Origin of the sequence: Salinarimonas rosea DSM 21201 (assembly GCF_000429045.1) — a bacterium.
GTDB lineage: Bacteria > Pseudomonadota > Alphaproteobacteria > Rhizobiales > Beijerinckiaceae > Salinarimonas > Salinarimonas rosea.
This window is the reverse complement of record NZ_KE386841.1, coordinates 314,321-335,785: the sequence shown is the minus strand read 5'-3', so window position 1 is coordinate 335,785 and position 21,465 is coordinate 314,321. Positions and strand designations below refer to the sequence as shown.

The following is a 21,465-nucleotide window of genomic DNA, read 5'->3' as shown; positions in this document are numbered from 1 at the left end:
ATCCACGGCGCGCACCCGCTGAATGCGCGCTCGCCGACCCCCGAGGGAGAGAGCCCATGCCGGTCTACCAGGCACCCGTTGCGGACACGTCCTTCATCCTCGACGACGTCCTGAAGCTGTCGCGCCACGCCGATCTGCCGGGCTTCGCCGACGCCACGCCCGACACGGTCGCCGCGATTCTCGGGGAGGCCGCGAAGCTCACGCAGGCGTCCTGGGCGCCGACGAACCTCGCGGGCGACCAGGAGGGCTGCACCCGGAACGCCGACGGCAGCGTCGCCACACCCGCCTCGTTCAAGGCGGCCTACGAGGCCTACGTCCAGGGCGGCTGGCTCGGGCTCTCGGCGCCCGAGGAGTTCGGCGGCCAGGGCCTGCCGACCACGCTCAACACCGTCATGCAGGAGTTCGCGTCCTCGGCGAACCTCGCGCTGGCCATGTATCCGGGCCTGACCATGGGCGCCATCGCCGCCCTGATCGAGCACGGCTCGCCGGAGCAGAAGGCCAAGTACCTGCCCAAGATGGTCGAGGGCACCTGGTCGGGCACGATGAACCTGACCGAGCCGCATTGCGGCACGGATCTGGGCATGATCAAGACCAAGGCCGTGCCGAACGGCGACGGGTCCTACGCGCTCACCGGCACGAAGATCTTCATCTCGGCGGGCGAGCACGACCTCACCGAGAACATCGTCCATCTGGTGCTGGCCCGCATCGAGGGCGCACCGGCGGGCACGAAGGGCATCTCGCTCTTCGTCGTGCCCAAGGTGCTCGTGAACGACGACGGGTCGCTCGGGGCCCGCAACGGCGTCTCCTGCGGCTCGCTCGAGCACAAGATGGGCATCCACGGCAACGCCACCTGCGTGATGAACTACGACGGCGCCACCGGCTGGCTCGTCGGCGAGGAGAATCGCGGGCTCGCCGCCATGTTCGTGATGATGAACGAGGCGCGCCTCGCGGTCGGCGTGCAGGGCCTCGCGGTCTCGGAGGTCGCCTACCAGAACGCGGTGGCCTACGCGAAGGACCGCCTCCAGGGCCGCTCGCTCACGGGCCCGAAGAACCCCGACGGCCCGGCCGACCCGATCATCGTCCATCCCGACGTGCGCCGCACCCTGATGACGATCCGCGCCATCAACGAGGCGGCGCGCGCGCTGATCCTGCGCACCGCGCTCGAGAGCGACATCGCCCACCGCTCGCCCGATGCCGCCGCCCGCCAGAAGGCGCTCGACTTCCTCGGCCTGATGACGCCCGTCGTGAAGGGCGTCTTCACCGATCTCGGCTTCGACAACGCGGTGAAGGCCCAGCAGATGTTCGGCGGGCACGGCTACGTCGAGGAATGGGGCATGTCGCAGTTCGTGCGCGACGCCCGCATCACCATGATCTACGAGGGCGCCAACGGCATCCAGGCCATGGACCTCGTGGGCCGCAAGCTCGGCAAGGACGGCGGGCGCGCGGTGATGGCGTTCTTCGGCGAGGTCCAGGCCTTCTGCCAGGAAAACCAGGGCGACGAGCGCATGCAGCCCTATGTCGGGCCGCTCGCGGAGGGCCTCGGCCGGCTCCAGCAGGCGACGATGTGGTTCATGAACAACGCCATGGCCAAGCCCGACAACGCCGGCGCCGGCGCGACCGACTACATGCACATGTTCGGCCTCGTCGCCATGGGCTACATGTGGGGGCTGATGGCGAAGGCGGCACTCGAGAAGGACGGCGCGCCCGGCATGGCCGAGAAGCTCGTCGTCGGCCGCTTCTACATGGAGCGCCTGATGCCCGAGACCGCGGCCCAGGTGGCGCGCATCTCGGCCGGCTCGGACACGACGATGGCGCTGTCTGCAGAGGCGTTCTGAGCGAGCGGCGACGCGCACGATACGAACTCCAAAGGGAGGCAACGATGACCGAGGCCTACATCTACGATCACGTCCGCACGCCCCGCGGGCGCGGCAAGCCGGACGGGTCGCTGCACGAGGTGCCGGCGATCGATCTCGCCGTCACCACGCTCCAGGCGATCCGCGATCGCAACCACCTGCCGCCGGTGATGATCGAGGACGTGGTGCTCGGCTGCGTCGATCCCGTCGGCGAGGCCGGCGGCGACATCGCCCGCGCCGCCGCGCTCAAGGCCGGCTTCGGCAAGGAGGTGCCGGGCGTCCAGATCAACCGCTTCTGCGCGTCGGGCCTCGACGCCGTGAACCTGGCCGCCGCCCAGGTGATGAGCGGCATGAAGGAGATGGCGATCGGCGGCGGCGTCGAATCGATGTCGCGCATCGGCATGGGCGCGTCCGGCGGCGCCTGGCCGGTGGATCCGAAGCTCGCCATCGACACCTACTTCCTGCCGCAGGGCATCTCGGCGGACCTGATCGCGACGAAGTACGGCTTCACGCGCGACGACGTCGACGCCTTCGCGGTGGAGAGCCAGAAGCGCGCGGCACGAGCCTGGGACGAGGGCCGCTTCGCGAAGTCCGTCGTGCCGGTGAAGGACGTGAACGGCCTCACCATCCTCGCCCGCGACGAGCACATGCGCCCGTCGACCGACATGCAGTCTTTGGGCGGGTTGAAGGCGGCGTTCGAGCAGATGGGCGACATGGCGGGCTTCGACGCGGTGGCGATCGCCGCCCATCCCGACGTCGAGGCGGTGCGCCACGTGCACCACGCCGGCAACTCGTCGGGCATCGTCGACGGCGCGGCCGCCGTCCTCGTCGGCTCGAGGAAGGCCGGCGAGATGGCGAGCCTGACGCCGCGCGCGCGGATCAAGGCCTTCGCCTCGATCGGCTCGGACCTCGCTCTGATGCTGACGGGGCCGGTCGACGTCACCGAGCTCGTGCTGAAGAAGGCGGGCATGGAGAAGGCCGACATCGATCTCTTCGAGATCAACGAGGCGTTCTCGTCGGTCGTGCTGCGCTACATCCAGGCCTTCGACCTCGACCCGGCGATCGTCAACGTCAACGGCGGCGCCATCGCCATGGGCCACCCGCTCGGCGCCACCGGCGCCATGGTGCTCGGCACCGTGCTCGACGAGCTGGAGCGCCAGGGCAAGCAGACGGCGCTCGTCACCCTGTGCGTCGCCGCCGGCATGGGCACCGCCGCCATCATCGAGCGCGTCTGAGAGAGCCGGGAGACACGACCATGGACCTCACCAACTTCCGCTTCGAGACCGACTCCGACGGCATCGCGCTGCTCACCTGGGACATGCCCGAGCGCTCGATGAACGTCATCACCCTCGCGGTGATGGACGAGCTCGCCCGCGTGATCGAGCACGTGGCCGCGACCGACGGCATCAAGGGCTGCGTGATCGCGTCGGGCAAGAAGGACTTCTCAGGCGGCGCCGACCTGACCATGCTCCAGGGCTTGCGCGACATGCACGGCGCGCTCGCCCGCGAGAAGGGCGAGGAGGAGGCGATGCGCGTCTTCTTCGAGGAATCGCGCCGTCTCTCGCTGCTCTACCGGCGGCTCGAGACCTGCGGCAAGCCGTTCGTCGCGGCGATCCACGGCACCTGCCTCGGCGGCGCCTTCGAGCTGGCGCTCGCCTGCCACCACCGCGTCCTGTGCGACCACGACCGCACCAAGGTCGGGCTCCCCGAGATCAAGGTCGGGCTCTTCCCCGGCGCCGGCGGCACACAGCGCGTGGCGCGGCTGATGCAGACCGGCGACGCGCTGCAGATGCTGTTCAAGGGCCAGCAGATCAAGGGCCTCATGGCCCGCAACATGGGCCTCGTCCATCAGGTCGTGCCGCACGAGCAGCTGGTCGACACGGCCAAGGCCTGGATCCGCGACGGCGGCTCGGCCGTGGCGCCGTGGGACCAGAAGGGCTTCAAGCTCCCCTCGAACAAGGTCTACTCGCCCGCCGGCATGCAGATCTGGCCCGCGGCGAACGCCATCTATCGCCGCGAGACCAACGACAACTACCCGGCGGCGAAGGCCATCCTGCAGTCCGTCTACGAGGGCCTGCAGCTGCCCATGGACCTCGCGCTCAAGGTCGAGTCCCGCTGGTTCGCCCACATCCTGCGCTCGAAGGAGGCGGCGGCGATGATCCGCACGCTCTTCGTCTCGATGGGCGAGCTCAACAAGGGTGCGCGCCGCCCGGCCTCGGTGGGCGAGACCAGGCTGAAGACGATCGGCGTCGTCGGCGCCGGCTTCATGGGCGCGGGCGTCGCCTACGTCGCGGCGAACGCCGGCTTCGAGGTCGTGCTCGTCGACCGCGACATGGAGAGCGCGGAGAAGGGCAAGGCCTACTCGCACAAGCTGATGACCGACCAGGTCATGAAGGGGCGCGCCAAGACCGCCGACCGCGACGCGCTGCTCGCGCGCATCACCGCGTCCGACGACTACGCGGCGCTGAAGGGCTGCGATCTCGTCGTCGAGGCCGTGTTCGAGGACCCGAAGGTCAAGGCCGAGGTGATCGCCGAGGTCGAGGCCGCCGTCGGCGAGACCGCGATCTTCGGCTCCAACACCTCGACGCTGCCGATCTCCGGGCTGGCGAAGGCGTCCGCGCGGCCGGAGCGCTTCGTCGGCATCCACTTCTTCTCGCCGGTCGAGAAGATGATGCTCGTCGAGATCATCATGGGCGAGAAGACCGGCGACGACGCGCTCGCGGTCGCCCTCGACTTCGTGCGCGCCATCAAGAAGACGCCCATCGTCGTCAACGACGCCCGCGGCTTCTTCGCCAACCGCTGCGTGGGCGCCTACATCCTGGAGGGGCACAAGATGCTCGTCGAGGGCGTGCCCCCGGCGATGATCGAGAACGCCGGCAAGGCGGCCGGCATGCCGGTGGGCCCGCTGTCGCTCAACGACGAGGTGGCGCTCGATCTCGCGCTCAAGATCGTCAAGGCGACCGAGGCGCAGCTCGGCGCCGGCGCGGTCGACGCCGACCAGAAGGCGCTCCTCGTCGCCATGGTCGAGGGCGAGGGCCGGCTCGGGCGCAAGAACGCCCGCGGCTTCTACGACTATCCCGAGGGCGGCAAGAAGCGGCTCTGGCCGGGCCTTTCCGCCATGGCGAAGACGCCGCGCGAGGGCGAGACCATCGACTTCGCCGAGCTGCAGGACCGGCTCCTCGTCGCCCAGGCGCTGGAGGCGGCCCGTACCGTGGAGGAAGGCGTCATCGTCGACCCCCGCGAGGCCGACGTCGGCTCGATCCTCGGCTTCGGCTTCGCGCCCTTCACCGGCGGCGCGCTCTCCTACATCGACTTCATGGGCGCCGCCGCCTTCGTCGAGAAGGCCGACCGGCTGGCCGCGATCCACGGCGCCCGCTTCGGGGTCCCGGCCCTGCTGCGGCAGATGGCGGACGCGGGCGAGACGTTCTACGGGCGGATGAAGCCCGCCGCGTGAGCGGCCGGGCCCAGACGCGGTCGTGATCCAGGGCTCCCTCGCGGGAGCCCTGCTTCGTTCCGGATACCCCTCACGTCGCTCGCGGCAGCGGCGCGATCAGCCGGCGGGCGGCGGCGAGCAGGCCGCGGGCGGGAAGGCCGGGCCGGCCGACGGCGCTCGGAGCGAGCGACCAGTCGTTGCGCACGGGCGCGGGCGCGAGGGGGCGGCGCGCGAGCAGCGCCGCGAGGGCGGGCTCCTCGGCGGGCGTCGCCACGGTGAGCCAGGCGTGGTCGCGCACCAGGATCGCCGCCGCGACCGCCGCGCCGTCGCGCCGGGCGATCGCCACGCGGCAGCTGCGCTCGCGGGCGGCGCGGCGCGTCGCGGTGCGCACGAGGTTGGCGTGGCCCGGATCCTGGACCAGCGCGTGCCGCCGCTGCGCGGCCGCCGCCTCCACGTCGAGCGCGAGGAAGACCTCGACGGCGTCGCGCACCTCGGCGGCCGTGCGGGCGCTGTCGTAGGCGAGATCGGTGAAGGGGACCACGGACCGGTCGGGCTCGGGCTCCAGCGCCGGTGCGGGAGCGTTCGCCGAGAGGCCGGCGGCACGGAAGAAGTGGGCCAGCGCCGAGCCGACGGGGGCGTCGGCGAGGACGAGCGGCGTGCCCCGTGCGCGGGCGAAGCGCAGCATGGCGTCGAGCACCGGACCGGCGGCCTCCGCGTCGAGGAGCGGCGTCGCGGCGGGCAAGAAATCGACCCGCCAGGGCGCGAGCCGCTTCGCGCCGAGCGGGCTGCGTGCGCTCGTCACCGGCGCGACGCCGACGAGGCGCGCGCCGCTCCACACGAGGAGCGTCTGCAGCTGGCGGCCTTCCGGCAGGTGCCGCGCCGCCGCCGCGAGCAGCGCGTGCTCCGCGAAGGGGCTCGGCACGAGCGCCCGGCGGGCGAGCGCCGTCCAGGGCGCGGCGATCGCGTCGAGATCCAGCGGCCCGCGCAGCTCGATGCCGAAGCCGCCCACGTCGAGGCGGGGGATCGCGGACGTCTCGGGCCGCCGGGCCGTGCCGCCGCGGGACGTCTGGCCGTGGGGGGACGCGGACGCGAACATCATGCCTGTGCTCCTGGATGGTCACTCTCGTCCCGCTCCGGGACGGCGGGTCGCTCGAAAGCGCCGCGCGTCGTTCACGTTTCAGAAACCATGCCAACGCAACTCGCCGCTCGCCTCGCGCCGCTGCCGCGCAGCTGGACCCTCGGGCCCCGCCGCGCTAGGACGGCGCGTGCCGCACGCCTCCGCCCGCCCCGTCCGCCTCGCCGTCCACGCCGCCCTCCTCGTCACGGGCGCGGCGACGCTCGCCCTCGAGCTGATCGCGTCGCGGCTGCTCACGCCCTATGTCGGCGGCGGGCTCGTGGTCTGGACGGCGATCCTGTCGGTGACGCTCCTCGCGCTGGCGCTCGGCTACCATCTCGGCTCGCGCTGGTCGGCGGATGCGCCCGCGCGGCGCTTCGCGCGCATCCCCGCCTTCGCGGCGATCGTGCTCGGCCTCACGGGGGCACTCGCGCCGATGCTGCTGCCGCAGCTGGCGGTCGGGGGCGCGCTCACGGGCGCCTTCGTCGGGGTGGTGCTGGTGCTCGCGCCGGCGCTCGTCCTCTTGAGCGCCATGGGACCGCTCGCGATCGCGCTGCTCTCGACCGGCTCGGGCGATTCGGGTGCCGGCGAGGTCTTCGCCATCAGCACCGTGGGCTCGGTGGCGGGCGTCTTCCTCGCGGCCTTCGCGCTCCTGCCCTACATGCCGCCGCCGGCGACGCTCGCCGTGCTCGCGGGCGCCCTCGTCGCCGTCGCGCTCGTCGCCGCGCGCACGCTGGGCGAGCTGCGGGCGCTGGCGCTCCTGCTGCCCGGCGCGGTCGCCGCGATCGCGCTCGCCGGCGCGGCGCTCCTGTCCGCGCCCGCGGCGATCGCCTTCGGCCCCTACCGCGTCGACCACGTGGCGACGGAGCGCAGCGCCCACGCCACGGTGATCGTCGCCGACGTGACCCGGCCCGGGCGCGACGGCACCGTGCGGCTCTACCTCGAGGAGAACCAGATCCAGAGCGCGGCGGGCCGCGACCTGCCGGGCACGCCGCTGCTCTACGCCGCGATCACGCAGGCGCTGATCGCGCAAACGGTTCCGCCCGGAGGGCGCGTGCTGGTGCTCGGCCTCGCGGGCGGGGTGATCGCGAGCGATATCGCCCGGGCCGGCTTCGCCGTGACGGCCGTCGACGTCAACCCGGCCGCGGCGGCCGTCGCCCGGCGCTGGTTCGACCTCGCACCGGAGATCGACCTGCGGATCGCCGACGCGCGCCTCTTCCTGGAGGACTGCGAACGGCCCTACGACGCGATCTTCGTCGACGTGTTCTCGGGGCTCGAGATTCCCGAGCACCTCGTCACCCGCGAGACCTTCGCCGCGGCGGACGCGTGCCTCGCGCCCTCCGGTGCCCTCGTCGTCAACGCGGTGGTGCCGCCGCTGGGCACGCGCCCGACGCGCCGCCTCCTCGCCGCGATCGCGGCGGGGACCGGCGGGCCGCTCGCCGTCTACGAGGACGTGCGCGGCTCGGCCGGGCGGCTCAACCGGATGGTGCTCGCCGGCCCGTCGGCGCGCACCCCGCCGACGCTCGCCCTCGCCGACTACCCGAGCGACCTCTTCGCCCGAGGGCCCCGCCGCCTGGTCCCGGAGCTCCTCGGGCCCGCCGACCTCGCCGGCACGGCGCCGCTCACCGACTGGAGCAACGACTTCGCGCTCGCGATCGCCCGCGCCACCCCGGCACCGTCGGTCTTCCCCGTGCCGGCATCGTGGTACTGAGTTCGGCGTCGGTGTCTGCTGATTTTCGGGAAAGGACCTGGTGGAGCTGAGGGGAGACCTCATCAACGAAGATGAAGGCCTTTCCCGGTAAGGAAAGCCTTGCTAGCCATGCCTCCCGGGTACAGCACCGGGGTACAAGGCTGGGTACAGGCGGAGACTCCACCATGCCGCGCAAGAGGTCCGGCGACCTGAGCTACCTCGAGAAGCACGGGGCTCACTACCGGGTCACCCTGGGGGTGCCGAAGGAGCTGCACAAGGTGCTCGGGACGCGGTTGAAGAAGTCGCTCGGGACCGACAGCCTCATCATCGCCAACGCGCTGAAGCACGGCGTGCTGCAGGAACTCCGCGACCGGATCGACCAGGCGGCCGAGCAGGTGGCCGGCAAGCCCCGCGCCTTGATACGCGAGGCCGCCCAGATCCGGGCGCTGTACCGAGAGATGGAGGGCGGCGCGCGGGACGCCGGAGCGGACGTCCTCGCGCGCGCCGTGCTCGAGCGGGAGGCGGAGATCCTCGGACCCGAGGTCCGCGAGTTGATCGACCCCGAGACCGGCGACGCCTTCCCGATCTACGACGAACGCCGGAAGGCCCTGGCAGACGACTTCATGGCCGTGGCGACGGGGAGCGCGACGCCCCTCGCCCTGCACCACGAGCAGTACCTCGCGACGCTGACCGTGACCCGCCGCACAAGGGCCGACGACGTCCGCGCGCTACGGTATCTCGTCGCCTGGTGCGAGAAGGAGCGCGTGCCGGCGACGCTGCAGGGGATGACCAAGGCGAGGGCGACGCGCTTCCTCGCCGACCTGGGCGGCATGGCCGGCGGGATCGACCCGGCGACCAAGAAGAAGTACCTCACCCGTCTGAACCGCTACTGGGTCTTCCTCGGGAACGCATACGACTGGGAGGCCAATCCATGGCAGGGCCGGCAGATCCCCTCGGCCGGGAAGAAGGAGGCCGAGCGCGCCTTCACCGACGAGGAACTCCGGCGCCTGCTTTCCGGCGGGGCGTCGCCGAAGCTCCACGACGTGATGATGTTCGGCGCCCTCACGGGGGCGCGCCTCGACGTGATCGTCCGGCTCAAGGTCGGCGACTGCATCGACGGCGGGATCCGCTTCCAGGCCGCCAAGGGGGAGGAAACGGAGCGCGACGTGCCGATCCACCGCGACCTGGTGGAGATCATCGAGCGACGCAGCCGGGGGAAAGCCCCGGACGACGCCCTTTTCCACGAATGGCGGGAGCCGCCGCCCGGGAGCCTCCGCGAGCGGTCTTTTTACACGAGCCGATGCTTCACCGAGTACCGCCGCAAGCTGGAGGTCGCGCACGTGGTCGAGGGGCAGCGTCGCTCCCTGGTGAACTTCCACAGCTTCCGGCGCTGGTTCACGACCGCCGCGGAGCGGGCGGACATGCCCGCCAACATCATCTCCGCCGTGGTCGGCCACGCGCACGGGTCGATCACGCTGGACCGCTACAGCGCCGGTCCGGCATGGAAGCAGGCGAAGCTTCTCATCGACGCGATCCGGCTGCCTCCGCTCGATCAGGGCCCTGTGCCGGAGGCGCGGCCGCTCAAGCGGACCAAGCGGTAGTACCGCGCTCCAAGGTCAGAGGGCAGAGACCTTCCGGCACCGCTCCGGCGGCATCTGCGGAACGGCCAGGGGCTGTCCTTTTCGAGAACTTGGCGGCGCCGCGCGCTCTTCTTCGCGGCGGCTTCGGGCGGGCGATAGACAGCTTGGCAAATCGGCGCAGGGCGGCGGTAAGGCGGCCGTTGGTGCCTATCCACGTTGCCGTAAGACCCATGGGCAAGTCGAACGCCCGCGCAACCCTCGACGATCGCCAGTCCATACGACGCGGGCTACGGCCCTGGCGTCGTCTTCGCAAGAAACCGCGGGATTAAAAAAATCGACGGATCGCCCGTGGGGCGGGTCTTGCGGGCGTCCCGCGGCTCGCAAAGAGCGCCGATGGTCGTGCGCCGAACGGAGCCGGAACGAACAGAAATGGAGGAAACGCAAGAGCATGGCGCGAACCGCGCCATGCTCTATCCGTGACGGCGTACCGGCGCGCGGGCGGGATCCCCAACGGCGGCAACGGCTTGGCCGCGGCCCGCCGGCGGGACGCGGGCCCCCCCGCGGCTCGCGCCGCCGGAGGCCGTGCGCGTCCGGACAGGCGCAGGCCTCGCCCAGGCGGGCGCCCGCGTGGCACGGGCACCCGCCGCGTCCTCGGCGCCGCCGCCGTAGGACGCGGCTCAGTAGTCGTCCGCGTCGCGAGCGTGATTGTAGAAGCTGCGCTCGTCGAGCATGTCCCCATTGTAGAAGGGCAGCCCGTCCGGGTCGTCGCTGCCCAGAACGGAGAAATAGGTCGCCGTCACCCCGAACCGCTCCTTCGCCAGCGCGGCGAGGCGCTCGGTCATCTCCTGCCGCTGGCGCAGGCTGCGGTCGTCGCGGAACCCGTAGAGCCGCACGAGGTACTTTCCTTTCCTGGAGACGAACGCCCTCCCGTCCAGCAGGAGCGCCCGCGTCAGCTCGGCCCGGGCGTCCAGGATCCAGAGCCAGCACCCGCCGAACTCGCCCGCCTCGGACGGCGCAGAAGCGTTCTCGACCTCGCTGACCAGCGCGGAGAAGGCATCGCCGATCGGCGCGGCCTGCTCCTCCGTCATCGCGAAGAACGAGGACAGGTCGATCCGGGCGGCGTCGATCGCCGCCATCAACGCGGCGCGGTCGCGCAGGTCCGACACCCGCGGCACGGCGTCCAAGGCGATGACGAACTCGTAATGGTCCCGGGGCACGTCGCCGCGATCGACCTTCGCCAGGATGTCCGCGACGAGATGCTCGGCCTGCCGGCTCGTCCTCACGACGACGCCGATACCCGTCAGCTCGGGCCGATCGAGGTCGAAGCCGGGGTAGTCGTCGGACTCCGCCGGAGGATCGTCGAGGTCGATCGCGGGCGCTCCGCGCAGCGGCCAGCGCCATTCGCGTTCGTGGGTCCAGTCGATCGGTCGCCCGCCCGTCGGGTCGTAGGTGACGTAGCGATACTGCTCGCGCTCGGGCATCTGCGTCGGGTCGATCAGGCGGGGGCCGTCCGCTCGGTCCGTCACGCGGGCGGGCTCGTCGAGGGCGTAGATCACGGGTCGCGCGCCGAGCCCGAACGCGGCGGCCTTCGGCAGCACCAGTCCGTAGGCGCTCATCGCCTGTCCCATCGCCGAGCGCGCGACGCCCGCCTCGATGAACGCGGCGATAGGCATTTCCGTGAAGCAGACGGCGGGATCGGGGCCGTAGACGGTCCGCCGGCCGCCCCGAACGGACCACGTCGCCCAGATGCGTCCCTGGCGCACGGCATTGCGGATCAGGAAGAACGGCGAGATCGGGTCGTCCATGCCCTCGCACAGGTGCCCGCCGCTCCAGACCTCCGGCAGCGGCGGGGTGTCGGGCTCGTAGGGCCGAACCGCCCTGAAAAAGTGGATCAGCCGGTCGGACAGGTCGTACCGCTCGTCGTTTCTGGCCAATCTCCCCTCCGATGCGCGCCGTCGGCTCACGGGCACCGACGATAGCCGCCCCGGAACGCGCCGTCACCCGAATCCTGGGCAGGCCGGGCATCGCCCCGGCCGGATCCGCCGACTATTCGAAACGCGCCGGGTACGCTATGCAGAATTTGCGTAGCGTCGTTCTGACTAAGAGCGTGGAGATCCGACCGTCTTCGGCGAGGATGGGCCATCCCCGACGAAGGAGAGGACCATGAGCCAGAACGAAACCGTGGCGATGCTAATCAAGGAGGCCGTCTTGGCCGCGACCCACCCGAACGCCCTCGCCCTCCGCCAGGCCGAGCGCTTCCTCGCCGACCGCTCCAAGCCCAAGCCGCCCCCGGGTGCGCGGCGGAAGCTCGCGCAGGCGGAGGCCGTCGCCGCGGCGACGGCCGTCACGCGCATGCTGCGCCGCCACCGCATCGGGGTCTCGGAGGCCTGCAGGGCGGCGAAGGTGACGGCCGACCCCAACCAGACCTACAAGTACGCGCTCACCGCACGGGAGATGGACGACGCCGGCACGCTGGTCGCCCCGCTGCGGGTGGGCCGGCCCGTCCACAAGGGCCTCGCCGCCTACGCGGCGATGGCGAAGGCGATCGCGGCGAAGGCGGGCGTTGCCGAGGACGACCTCCTGGAAGAGCTCGGCGGCGCGCTCGCCGACTACCTCGCCCCCTTCGCGCCGGAGCGCGCCGACCCCTACGAGCGCCTCGCGGCCAACCTGTCGATGCTCGCCCCCTTCCTCGGGCGCGTCCAGAAGGCTACCGACGGCGAGCCCGTGGACTACCCCGAATTCCTGCGCTTCCTCGTCCGCGAGGATCTCGCCTGGGCCCCGGGCCGGCGAACGCTGGTCCCGGCTCACGAGGAGGAGGTGCTCGACTCGGCGTTCTGGGAGGCGCTGCGCGTTCCCCTGTTCGTGCGCCGGGTCGGGCGTGCCGAAGTCGAGACGATCCGCTACGACGCCGACGCGAGCGACGAGGACGCCGTCCGCCCGCAGCCGCTCGGCGCCCGGGAGGCGGTCATCCTGGAGGTGGTCTGGCTCGGCATCGTGCGGGAGCGCGGTCTGCGCGCTGTTCTGTTCGCCGATCCCTGGACCGCCGTCGCGTCGGCGCCGTCAACCGAGACGGAGCCGGCGGAGCGCTTCGTCTTCGCCTCCGGGGTCCCGTTCCGTCACACTCTCACGATGCGCGACGGGGACGGCGACCTCGGCGTGGAGCTCGGCTCGGAGCTGGAGATCACCTGCCCCGTCTATCGGACCCACGTCGAAGCAACCGCCGACAAGGGCGACACGGGTCGGCTTTTCAGCCGCCTCGCCTATTCTGATCTCCAGGTTTCGCGCAAGCTGCGCATCGACGCCGACACGCTGCGCGAACTCGTCGAGCCGGGGGAGGACGTCCGCTGGCGGCGCGCGCTGCTGAATGCCCAGCCCTGGCCGTATGTGCCGGGCTTCGCCGTTCCCGAGGCCCTGCCGGATGCCGACGGAGCCGACGCGCCGCTCCTCGAGCGCATCGAGCACGCGCTGCTCGGCGACGACCTCGCCATCGTCAGCGCCTTCCTGGGGGAGCTGTCCGACCGCATGCGGGCGATGGACGCCCATCTCGCCCGGACCCGGCGCGACCGCCGGCTTCCGGACGCCCGTTTCCGCCGCCTGATGCGCAGCTGATCCCCATCCGAAAGGACCGAACATGACGACCGTCTACGTCGCCACCGACCGGCAAGGCCGCGCCTGCCTTCCGCACCGCTATCCCGACGGGCTCTACCGCGCTGTGCGCTACGTGCCCGGCGACCCGCGCTGGAAGGCGAAGGAGAACTACGTCCTGGTGCCGGAGCGCGACCTCCCGGCCGTGATGGCCGACCCGGACCTCTACGTCCGGATGTCACCGGCGGCGGACCCGCGCCGGCCCGCCCTGTTCCCGACGCGCGCCGTGGCGGCGAGCGTGCGCTGACGCGCGAGAGGGGCGCCGCGCGTTCGCGGCGCACCTCTCGGAGCCCTGCCGATCAGAGGCGCGCGCCGCGTCTCCGGCGCGTGGTCGGGAAGCCGCTGGCGTCGCGCGCCGGCGGCTTGTAGCGGCCGTGGTGCTCCGGCTGGGCGTAGCGGCGGGAGCGGCGGGTGCCGTGCTCGCCGTCCGCGAGGTCGGCCATGCGCAGCTTCAGCGGCGGCCGGCGCCCGGCGCCCACCGCGTGGAGCTGGGCCTCGAGGTTCCAGTGCAGGTAGTCCCGCAGGATGGTGATCGGGTCGCGCCCGACCAGGTAGGCGACGGCGACCGGGTCGTAGCCGGCGGCGAGCAGGGACGTGATGCAGTAGTGGCAGAGCGCGTGCGGGTCGCTGTCGAGACCGAGGCCCGCGTCGGCCATGGTGCGCCACCACAAGGTGTAGGGAAAATCCTTGTAGCGCTTGCCGCGGTTCTTCCCGATCGGCTTGTGGATCACGCCGACGACGCCGGCCGCGAGGTCGCGCCGGCGCCAGCGCTCGAGGAAGCCGAGCAGGTCGGGCATCAGCGCGGAGGTCAGCTGCGGCTTGCCCTGGTGGCGGGACATGCCGTAGCCGCCCCGGTGGATCAGCCCGCTCTCGACGTCGACGCAGCCGCAGTGCGGGTGCGGGCGCCAGAGCAGGCCGATGACGGCGTCGATCCGCGTCGCCGACTTCGACATCGTGATGACGGCGCGGCGGATCGGCTCGCGCCGGAGCCGCTCCTCGGGGGGGCGCAGCACGCGCGGCGCCGTCGCGGGGTCGACGCCGTCCGCGACGGGCTCGCGCGCCCAGCCGCCCGTCGCCGCGTCCCAGACGCGGCCGCGGGCGGCCCACAGCATGCGGGCGATCTCGTCGCGCGAGTACAGGCGCTCCCGGCCCGTCTTCGCCTGGGGCAGCACGATCTCCGGCGCCCAGGACACGCCGACCTCCGACTTGAACACCTTGAGGCAGCGGCGGAGGGCCAAGATGTCGAGGCGCAGCGTGGCGGGCGAGAGGTAGCGCGTCTCACGCTGGACCGTGAACCGCGCGTCCGGGATCCGCTGGCCGGCGTAGGCCCGGATGTTGCGCCCGACGAGGTCGCCGACGGTTCGGCCGGGAAAGTGCTTGAGGATGCGGTCCACCCGGCGCTGGAGGTCCGCGAAGGTCTCCCTGTCGCGCTGCGTCGCCCCGGGGCCGGGCCGCAGCTCGTCGAGCGCCCGCCCCGTCACCGCGGCTATGGGGATCGACTTGGGCGCGACGAGCCCGACGGCCTCGGCGCGGCGCTGCAGCTTCCACAGGTCGAACGCGCTCTGCGCCCTGGCGTGGTCGCCCTCGCGGACCCCCAGGGGCTCGAGCCACTTGCGTCCCTTGCGGACGTAGTAGATGCCCAGCGTGTGCTGCGCGCGCGCCGGGCGCAGATCGAGCCGGCAGCCGGCGCAGGGGTCCTCGCCGGCCGGCAGCGCCGCGATCGCGGTGCGCAGCTGGGCGTCCCGCGCCGCCTCCAGCGCGAGCCGGGAGGCGTCCGCGAGCGGATCCGCATCGTCCCGGCCCGGCACCGCCTCGCCGCCGGGCCGGGCCCCCGCCGCGGGCGGCGCGGCCGGCGCCGGGCCGCCGTCGTCGTCCTCGAACCAGGGGCGGGGGAGACCACCGTCCTCGACCGGGTGCGCGAGCCCGTCCCGGGCCCGCGCCCGGCTTTGCTTCGTCGTCCTCATGTGCTATCGTCCCTTGGCTGGACGCACCCCTCGCCGGCAAGCTCGTGGGTGCGTCGGTTGGATACCCGCGGGGCGGTTCGCGCCGCCGCCGCGTTTCGATGGGTCGGCCGGGCTTGCGCCCGGTCGGCCCTTCGCTTTTCTCGGCCCTCAGGCCGGGCGTCCGAGCGCCGCCAGCAGGCGGCGGGTCACGAACAGCCGGCGCCCGATCCGAACCGGGACCAGGATCCCGTCGCGGATGGCCGTCCTGAGCGTCGCGACCGTCACGACGCCGTCCGGCCACAGAAGGGCGGCCGCCTCCGGCAGCGTCATGATCTCGTCCGGGTCCCAAGATCGGGGATCCGGACGCCGCTCGACGCGGCGCTGCCGCCCGGGGCCGTTCTCAGGAAGCATGGTATTCTCCATCGCGCAAGTCCTCGCTCCTTGGTCGTTATCAAGTATTCGCGCGCAGTATTCGTCGCCGTCCGGCGCGCCCCCTGTCTGCGGTCCCGTCGAAAGGACAGGGCCGACTTGCCTTGCCCGCCGGCTTCTTTCGGGGCGGCGCCGCGGCCGCGCGGATGCACCGCGGCGCCGCCCGTCCTCGCAAGAATAAGCGATCCTATCCTTGTTCTTGCTTGGCGCGCGGCCGCGGACGGCACGCGCGCCGCCCGGCCCGCCGCTCCGCCTCCCGCAGCGCAGCGCGGCCGATCCCGGCGAGCGCGCGGGCCACCGCCTCGGCGTGGGCGCGCTCGCCCAGCACGGCCCGCAGCCGGCGCAGGCGCGCCAGCACGAGCCGCTCGTCGGGGGCGCTCCGATCAGCCACGGTCGCCTCCCGCGGATCCGGCCCGGCGGGCCCGGCGGCGGGGCGCGTGACGGTCGAGGATCGCCGCCGCCTCCGCGCCGCCGAGGTGGCGACGGGCGACCAGGGCCTCCGCCAGCGCCTCGATGCCGGCGCGGCGCCGTCGGACGAGGTCCACCGCCTCGGCGTGCAGGCGCGCCGAGGCGGCCTCGACGGCGCGCGCCAGGGCGGGGTCGCGCGCCAGCGCCGCCTGCCAGGCCCCGGGGTCGGCCCGGTGCAGCAGGGACCCGCCGAGCCCGTACGAGGTCCGCAGGGCGACGAGCGTCGCCGTGGCCTCGGCCAAGTCGGAGCGCGGCCCGCCGCCGGCGCCGGCGGACGCCTCCCCGAGCAGGACCTCCTCGGCGGCGCGGCCGGCCAGCGCGGCGACCACCCCGGCCTCCGCGTCCCGGCGCGTCGGCAGGCCCGCCTCGGGCGCGAGCACCGCGCCGGTGGAGCCGCCTCGGGTGCCGCGGGCCACCACCGAGACGCGCGACAGCGTCCCGAGCCCGAGCGCGTGCACGGCGGCGGCGTGGCCGGCCTCGTGCACGGCGATCCGCCGCAGCATCGCCGCCGGCCGGGTCTCGGGCGGGGCGGCCTGGTGCAGCAGGTCGCCGAACGCGAGCGGCCGGCCGGCCGCCGCCGCGTCGGCCCGGGCCCGCTCCACCCAGGAGCGGGCGACCGCGCCGGTCGCGCCCTCGCCCATGCCGGCGAGCCCGGCGAGGTCGGCGCCGGGGAGGTCGTCGCCGAGGTGCAGCCGCAGGATCCCGGCGAGCGCCTCGGCGTCGGGCGGGAACACCGGCACGATCCGCCCGAAGCGGCCGGGCCGCACCAGCGCGGGGTCTAGCAGGCCCGGGGCGTTGGTCGCCCCGACCAGCACGATCCGCGAGGCGCCCGACGCCGCGCCGTCGAGAAGCGTCAGGAAGTGGGTGACGAGGACACGGAAATAGTTGTCGTTCTTGTCGCGCCCGCCGCTCGACCTCGAGGGGACAGCGTCGAGTTCGTCGAAGAACAGGATCGCCGGGGCGGCCTGCTCGGCGCGCGAGACCGTCTCGGCGAGCGCCCGGCAGACGGCGTCGAGGTGGCCGTCGCCCGCCATCAGCGCGCCCATCGAGGTGGCGACGAGCGGCAGCCCGGCCTCGCGTGCGAGCGCCCTGACCAGCAGCGTCTTGCCCGTGCCCGGCGGGCCGGCGAGCACCGCCGGGTGCGGGGTCCACGGCCCGCCGGCGCGGAAGGCCGCGACGTCGCGGCAAAGATCGAGCGCCCAGTCCATGGCCTCGCCGTAGCCGCGCAGGTCGGCCAGCGCCGGCGGCGCCTCCCGGTCGCCGGGCCCGGCCGCGGCGGCCCGCGCCGCGGCGAGGCGGGCGAGGCAGGCCCGCGCCGTGGTCCCCGGGCGCAGCGCGGCGACGATCTCCCAGAAGCCGAGGCCGGCGGCGGCGGCGTCGGGGACCGGAGGGACGCGCCCGCCGCACACGGTTCGCAGCACGGCGCGCAGGGTCGCGCCCGAGGGCGGTGCGACCGCGATCCGCAGGTCGGCGGCCGAGACGAGCGCCGGCGGCAGCAGCGCCGCGGGGGCGTGCGAGATCCCGACCACGGTCAAGCCGGAGGACAGGCACTCGGCCACGTGCCTCTCGTCGCGCCCGGCCTCGCGGGCGCGGCGCTCCGAGCCGTCGCGGGCGACCGCGACGGCGCCCTCGAGCCCGGCGTGGCGCAGGGCGCCGCGGATCGGCGCGACCCACGCCGCCCCGGGCACCGCGACCACGACGGCGAGGCCCGGCTTCCCGAGCAGGATCCGTCGAGACCGCGGCGCCAGGGCGGCGGCGAGGGCGCGGTCCGCCAGCGCGCCGGCGGCGTCGGGGACCGGGGCGTCCGGCGACGCGTGGCCGCCGGGACCGGGCGCGGGAAGGCCCGCGACGAACTCATCGACGGCGTCGCCCGCCGGATCGCCGTCCTCCCCCGGCGCGGAAGGGTCTTCGGATCTGTCCTTGAGCGCCTTCAGGGGGCTCGGGTGGCTCGTGTCGTATCTGCGCTTTCGGGCCATGGCTGGTCGCCTCGCATGGCGGTGCGGCCGCGGCGCGCGTCGGGGCGCGCCGGCGCGCCTCCGCCGACTTGCAGGAAAAGGGGAACGGTGATCTCGCGCGCCGGGAGGCCCGGGCTTGACGGCCGCGGGGCGTCAGGTCGCGCGCGCGGCCGGCCGCGCGGCGGCGGCCGGGGCGAAGCGTTTAGGCGGGGCGGGATCGGGTCTGGCCACGGGCGGATCCTCGGCGGGCGACCTCCCGTGCGGGCGCGCGGCCTCAGGCCGGGCGGCGGGATCGCCGGAGGACGGCGCGATCCCGACGGCGGGGGGCCGGTTTCGGGTCGCGGAGGATGGCGGCGTGCACGGTCATGCGAACATATAAGGAACAATTTAAGGCGATGTCAACGCCGATTTTGGGACGAGACCGGATTTCGCTCTGCGCGCCGAGCAGCATAGTTAACGACGGGGCACGGCGGGAGCGCGCCGCTAGGCCGGATAAGGGAGGCGTCCATGGAGCTTACGTTGGACGAGAGGGCCTTTCTCGCCCACCACGGAATTCCGCTTTCGGCGGTGTTCGACGCCTCGGGGCTGTCCAAGTCCGAATGGCGGGAGCGGGCGCGAGCGGAAGGCAAGCCGGTGATCATCGGATCTCCCTGCGCGCGCGGCGGGCATCGCCTCCGCACCCGGTCCGGCCACTGCGTGCAGTGCGACAGCAGCAAGTTGGCCTACCATCGCCGGCACGGAAAGCCGGGCTGGGTCTACGTGGCCGGCTCGCTGCGCGGGAAGGTCGTCAAGATCGGTTCGACGGAGAACGTCCGGGACCGCGAGCGGTCGCTTTGCGCAGAGGCCTACGCCGGTCTCGACGACTGGGAGATGCTCTTCCACCTTTACCTGCCCAACGCCGGCGAAGTCGAACTCAGGGCGCTCGCGCTGCTTGGCGCGGCGGGCGCGGGGCTCGCCTACGCGAAGGAGGGGCGCAGCCAGAAGGCCTCCGAGGTGCGTCGCTGCTCGACGGCCGAGGCGCTGCAGGCGATCTACGACGCTCTGGACGGCGCCCGGATCGAGGGCGATCCGTGGCTCTCCAAGCGGAACGGCCTGTACGACTGGCGCCCGCCACGGTGAGCGCGTGCCGGCTCACGCCTCGCGCAGCGCGCTTAGCAACCTGCCGTCCGGCATCTCCGCCCATTCGTAGATCTGGATCGCCGTCCACCCGGTGACGCGGCAGCCCCAGTCGTTGAACGACATCCGCTCCCCGCCGAACTCGACATGGCGGCCGTCCACCACCACCGCTTCGCTTCCCGGGCGCCCCTTGATCGTCAACCGCATCCCGGCCCGGAGCAGCCCCCGCTCGATCATTTCGGTCGTCCGCATGAGGCGGCGCTTCCTGCGAGGCGCGGCCCCGACCGCCTCCGCAGGCGCGTCCTCGACCTCGATCTCGGCAGCGGCGTGCGCGACCTCCTGCGCGGCGAAGGCCGGCATCGGCTCGCCGGCGGCGCCGTTCGCCGTGCGATGCGGCTGCTCGATCACGTCGCAGACGCCCGGACAGTCGACGCGCAGGTGCGCGCGGCGGAGCGAGTTCCGGACGTCGCCCATGCTCAGGCCCCCGCTCTTCTTCGCGATGAGGCGCAGGAAGGCCTCGTCCGTCGGCAGTCCCTCCAGGACCTGCCGGACCTGGCGATCCACCCGCCATTCGGTCCAGAGCTCGTCGATGGCGCGCTGGCCCATCCGCTCCCGGCCGATCAGGGAGAGGCTCCGGACCTTGGCCGGGATCGGCGCGTCGTCGTCCAGGACGACGCTCAGGAAGAGCTTTTCCTGCACCTCGACCTGGGCGTGGACCTTGTAGAAGCGGTACTCGTTGCCATTGGTCAGCACGCACCAGTCCACGCCGCTGGTGTTGGCGTAGTTGATCGTCTGCACCATCCACTTGCGCTCGTCGAGGCCTTCCCCGAGCGCCTTCGCCTCCACGAAAAGCACGGGGGTGCGGTTCAGGAAGAGGGCGTAATCGACCGGGTTGTCGGAAGGATTGTGCCGATACTCGTTGCGAACCTCGTCGAGGTCGTCGATGTCCCAGCCGAGGGCGCGCAGCAGCGGCGTGATCAGGACGCGGATCGTGTCCGCCTCGGTCGGCCGCGCCACCCGGCGCTCCCGCAGGTCCTTGATCCGCGCCCGCAGCCGCTCGATCGTGCTTTCGATCTCGTTCAATGCCCCGCCCCCGCGATCGCCCGATCGGATTCGTCGGGGAGCATAGCAGTTCAACGTGGGCGCGCGAACAGGTGCGCTCACAGGCCGTGCCTCTCGCGGTGCTTCGCCAGGTAGAACGGGTCGGGGCGCAGGCTCTCGTCCGCCGGCGCGATGATCCGCTTCCTCTGATCGCCGATTAGGCCACGCAGCGCGGGCGGGATGCTGTTGTCGGAGACGATGAGCGACAGGTCGTCCCGGATCCCGATCAGGCCGCGGTCGAACATCCAATGGAATGTTGGCTCAGCGCGACCCCGTTCTGCACGACGTCGGGCCCGCCGTACTCGACCGCCCAGATGTGGGCGGCGTGGACCTCCGGTCGGCCCCCGCCGTTGCGGAGCGCGAGCCCGGTCACCGCGCAGCGGAAGGCGTAGGCCTCGCGGACGTTCGCCCTGAAGCTCGCGTCGCGGACTTTCCGGTTCACCAGGATCTGCTCGACCCGGCGCTCCAGGTCGTCCCTCGGAAGGTGGAGGAGTTCCCGCGTCTCCGGATCCCGGACCGCCTCGTCGAGGTCGTGCAGGGCGACCTTGGACGGGTCGAAGAGGTCGCCCAGGCCGGCGACGACGATCGCCGCGAAGTCCGGCGCCGGCAGGCCGCGGATCGAGTTCTGAAGCAGCCCCTTCGCGCTCTGGGGCGCCTCGATCCGGCTCTCCCGATATGACCCGTCCGGCCTGCGCAGCGGAACCGGGACCCGGAACGGCATGAAGTCGTCCACCAGCGCGAAGTGGTGCCCCGGGCGCCCCGTCTCTTCATCGGGCACGATCTCGCGCAGACGCGCCGTCGCGAAATAGGCGTTGCGCCCGCGCCCCTCGGCCGCCCGGCGCGGCTCGTAGTAGACGATGCGCTTGCCCAGCGCCGCCGTCGCCGGCTTCAGCAGGCCGTGCGGAAAGTGGTACCGCGTCTCGATCCGGTCCTCGTAGCCCGTCCCGCGCGACGCGTTGAACACCGCGTACGGATACTCCACGACGGCCATTCGCCCCTCCGACCCCGCTCATGCGCTCGGGCGATCCTAGCACCACCGCTACGCCTCCGGGATGAATGCGCGCCCGATCGCCCCAAGTGGCGTGCGTAAGGGGATAACAACGAATAACGGCTAGGAGATAACGCGGGATAACGCCGG

17 protein-coding genes are annotated in these 21,465 nt (G+C 72.8%); 8 read left to right on the top strand and 9 right to left on the bottom strand.

Annotation, left to right across the window (positions count from 1 at the left end; translation table 11 throughout):
* Window positions 1-56: 56 nt before the first annotated feature.
* The 3 genes from G407_RS0122850 to G407_RS0122840 are packed head-to-tail and all read left to right on the top strand — an operon-like array spanning window position 57 to window position 5,307.
* Complete coding sequence (locus tag G407_RS0122850; protein ID WP_029032672.1) at window positions 57-1,835, top strand: acyl-CoA dehydrogenase C-terminal domain-containing protein; 1,779 nt, start codon at window positions 57-59, stop codon at window positions 1,833-1,835.
* A gap of 44 nt (window positions 1,836-1,879) precedes the next feature.
* Entirely contained in the window at window positions 1,880-3,088 is a 1,209-nt protein-coding gene (locus G407_RS0122845; protein WP_029032671.1) for an acetyl-CoA C-acetyltransferase, read from the top strand.
* 20 nt (window positions 3,089-3,108) lie between these two features.
* Window positions 3,109-5,307 carry a 3-hydroxyacyl-CoA dehydrogenase NAD-binding domain-containing protein gene (locus G407_RS0122840; protein ID WP_029032670.1) on the top strand — a complete coding sequence of 733 codons (2,199 nt, stop codon included), beginning with the start codon at window positions 3,109-3,111 and terminating at the stop codon, window positions 5,305-5,307.
* A gap of 70 nt (window positions 5,308-5,377) precedes the next feature.
* Here the strand turns inward: G407_RS0122840 and G407_RS0122835 are convergent, their stop codons facing one another.
* On the bottom strand, window positions 5,378-6,385 hold the full coding sequence (locus G407_RS0122835) for a GNAT family N-acetyltransferase (protein ID WP_029032669.1): 1,008 nt from the start codon (window positions 6,383-6,385) through the stop codon (window positions 5,378-5,380).
* A 166-nt stretch (window positions 6,386-6,551) separates the two neighbouring features.
* Here G407_RS0122835 and G407_RS0122830 point away from each other — a divergent pair, with 166 nt between their 5' ends.
* Window positions 6,552-8,111, top strand: coding sequence for a fused MFS/spermidine synthase (locus G407_RS0122830; protein WP_029032668.1), 1,560 nt, complete (start codon window positions 6,552-6,554; stop codon window positions 8,109-8,111).
* Window positions 8,112-8,182: 71 nt separating this feature from the next.
* Window positions 8,183-9,691: a tyrosine-type recombinase/integrase gene (locus G407_RS0122825; protein ID WP_245259155.1), complete on the top strand. Its 1,509-nt coding sequence runs from the start codon at window positions 8,183-8,185 to the stop codon at window positions 9,689-9,691.
* A 656-nt stretch (window positions 9,692-10,347) separates the two neighbouring features.
* Here the strand turns inward: G407_RS0122825 and G407_RS0122820 are convergent.
* Window positions 10,348-11,604, bottom strand: a complete 1,257-nt coding sequence (locus G407_RS0122820; RefSeq protein WP_029032666.1) for a DUF4427 domain-containing protein — start codon at window positions 11,602-11,604, stop codon at window positions 10,348-10,350.
* Between the two features lie 229 nt (window positions 11,605-11,833).
* Here G407_RS0122820 and G407_RS0122815 point away from each other — a divergent pair, with 229 nt between their 5' ends.
* Entirely contained in the window at window positions 11,834-13,279 is a 1,446-nt protein-coding gene (locus tag G407_RS0122815) for a hypothetical protein (RefSeq protein ID WP_029032665.1), read from the top strand.
* Between the two features lie 22 nt (window positions 13,280-13,301).
* Window positions 13,302-13,562, top strand: coding sequence for a hypothetical protein (locus G407_RS0122810; protein ID WP_029032664.1), 261 nt, complete (start codon window positions 13,302-13,304; stop codon window positions 13,560-13,562).
* Between the two features lie 52 nt (window positions 13,563-13,614).
* Here G407_RS0122810 and G407_RS0122805 read toward each other — a convergent pair whose 3' ends face one another.
* The 4 genes from G407_RS0122805 to G407_RS29540 all read right to left on the bottom strand — a co-directional run bounded on the left by G407_RS0122805 (window position 13,615) and on the right by G407_RS29540 (window position 18,131).
* Entirely contained in the window at window positions 13,615-15,279 is a 1,665-nt protein-coding gene (locus G407_RS0122805) for a site-specific integrase (RefSeq protein WP_029032663.1), read from the bottom strand.
* A 147-nt stretch (window positions 15,280-15,426) separates the two neighbouring features.
* Entirely contained in the window at window positions 15,427-15,669 is a 243-nt protein-coding gene (locus G407_RS29545) for a MerR family transcriptional regulator (RefSeq protein WP_156917688.1), read from the bottom strand.
* 205 nt (window positions 15,670-15,874) lie between these two features.
* Window positions 15,875-16,078 carry a hypothetical protein gene (locus G407_RS0122795; protein ID WP_029032662.1) on the bottom strand — a complete coding sequence of 68 codons (204 nt, stop codon included), beginning with the start codon at window positions 16,076-16,078 and terminating at the stop codon, window positions 15,875-15,877.
* Window positions 16,071-18,131 carry an AAA family ATPase gene (locus G407_RS29540; RefSeq protein WP_052341773.1) on the bottom strand — a complete coding sequence of 687 codons (2,061 nt, stop codon included), beginning with the start codon at window positions 18,129-18,131 and terminating at the stop codon, window positions 16,071-16,073. Before G407_RS29540 ends, G407_RS0122795 begins: the two co-directional genes overlap by 8 nt.
* A 486-nt stretch (window positions 18,132-18,617) precedes the next feature.
* Here G407_RS29540 and G407_RS0122785 point away from each other — a divergent pair, with 486 nt between their 5' ends.
* Complete coding sequence (locus G407_RS0122785) at window positions 18,618-19,229, top strand: GIY-YIG nuclease family protein (RefSeq protein ID WP_169728824.1); 612 nt, start codon at window positions 18,618-18,620, stop codon at window positions 19,227-19,229.
* A 12-nt stretch (window positions 19,230-19,241) separates the two neighbouring features.
* On the opposite strand, the gene G407_RS0122780 is transcribed toward G407_RS0122785, so the two are convergent.
* From G407_RS0122780 to G407_RS29530, 3 genes are all read right to left on the bottom strand, one after another.
* Window positions 19,242-20,309 carry a type I restriction endonuclease gene (locus tag G407_RS0122780; protein ID WP_029032660.1) on the bottom strand — a complete coding sequence of 356 codons (1,068 nt, stop codon included), beginning with the start codon at window positions 20,307-20,309 and terminating at the stop codon, window positions 19,242-19,244.
* Window positions 20,310-20,386: 77 nt separating this feature from the next.
* Window positions 20,387-20,572 (bottom strand): hypothetical protein, encoded by a 186-nt coding sequence (locus G407_RS30805; protein ID WP_052341772.1) that lies wholly within the window; start codon window positions 20,570-20,572, stop codon window positions 20,387-20,389.
* Window positions 20,554-21,318, bottom strand: a complete 765-nt coding sequence (locus G407_RS29530; protein ID WP_052341771.1) for a hypothetical protein — start codon at window positions 21,316-21,318, stop codon at window positions 20,554-20,556. Before G407_RS29530 ends, G407_RS30805 begins: the two co-directional genes overlap by 19 nt.
* Window positions 21,319-21,465 lie beyond the last annotated feature (147 nt).

Bases quoted from the DNA above. Each gene is read 5' to 3' on its own strand.
- G407_RS0122850 (WP_029032672.1), top strand. From the start codon at position 57: ATGCCGGTCTACCAGGCACCCGTTGCGGACACGTCCTTCATCCTCGAC.
- G407_RS0122845 (WP_029032671.1), top strand. From the start codon at position 1,880: ATGACCGAGGCCTACATCTACGATCACGTCCGCACGCCCCGCGGGCGC.
- G407_RS0122840 (WP_029032670.1), top strand. From the start codon at position 3,109: ATGGACCTCACCAACTTCCGCTTCGAGACCGACTCCGACGGCATCGCG.
- G407_RS0122835 (WP_029032669.1), bottom strand. From the start codon at position 6,385: ATGATGTTCGCGTCCGCGTCCCCCCACGGCCAGACGTCCCGCGGCGGC.
- G407_RS0122825 (WP_245259155.1), top strand. From the start codon at position 8,183: ATGAAGGCCTTTCCCGGTAAGGAAAGCCTTGCTAGCCATGCCTCCCGG.
- G407_RS0122815 (WP_029032665.1), top strand. From the start codon at position 11,834: ATGAGCCAGAACGAAACCGTGGCGATGCTAATCAAGGAGGCCGTCTTG.
- G407_RS0122810 (WP_029032664.1), top strand. From the start codon at position 13,302: ATGACGACCGTCTACGTCGCCACCGACCGGCAAGGCCGCGCCTGCCTT.
- G407_RS0122805 (WP_029032663.1), bottom strand. From the start codon at position 15,279: ATGAGGACGACGAAGCAAAGCCGGGCGCGGGCCCGGGACGGGCTCGCG.
- G407_RS29545 (WP_156917688.1), bottom strand. From the start codon at position 15,669: ATGCTTCCTGAGAACGGCCCCGGGCGGCAGCGCCGCGTCGAGCGGCGT.
- G407_RS29540 (WP_052341773.1), bottom strand. From the start codon at position 18,131: ATGGCCCGAAAGCGCAGATACGACACGAGCCACCCGAGCCCCCTGAAG.
- G407_RS0122785 (WP_169728824.1), top strand. From the start codon at position 18,618: ATGGAGCTTACGTTGGACGAGAGGGCCTTTCTCGCCCACCACGGAATT.
- G407_RS30805 (WP_052341772.1), bottom strand. From the start codon at position 20,572: ATGTTCGACCGCGGCCTGATCGGGATCCGGGACGACCTGTCGCTCATC.
- G407_RS29530 (WP_052341771.1), bottom strand. From the start codon at position 21,318: ATGGCCGTCGTGGAGTATCCGTACGCGGTGTTCAACGCGTCGCGCGGG.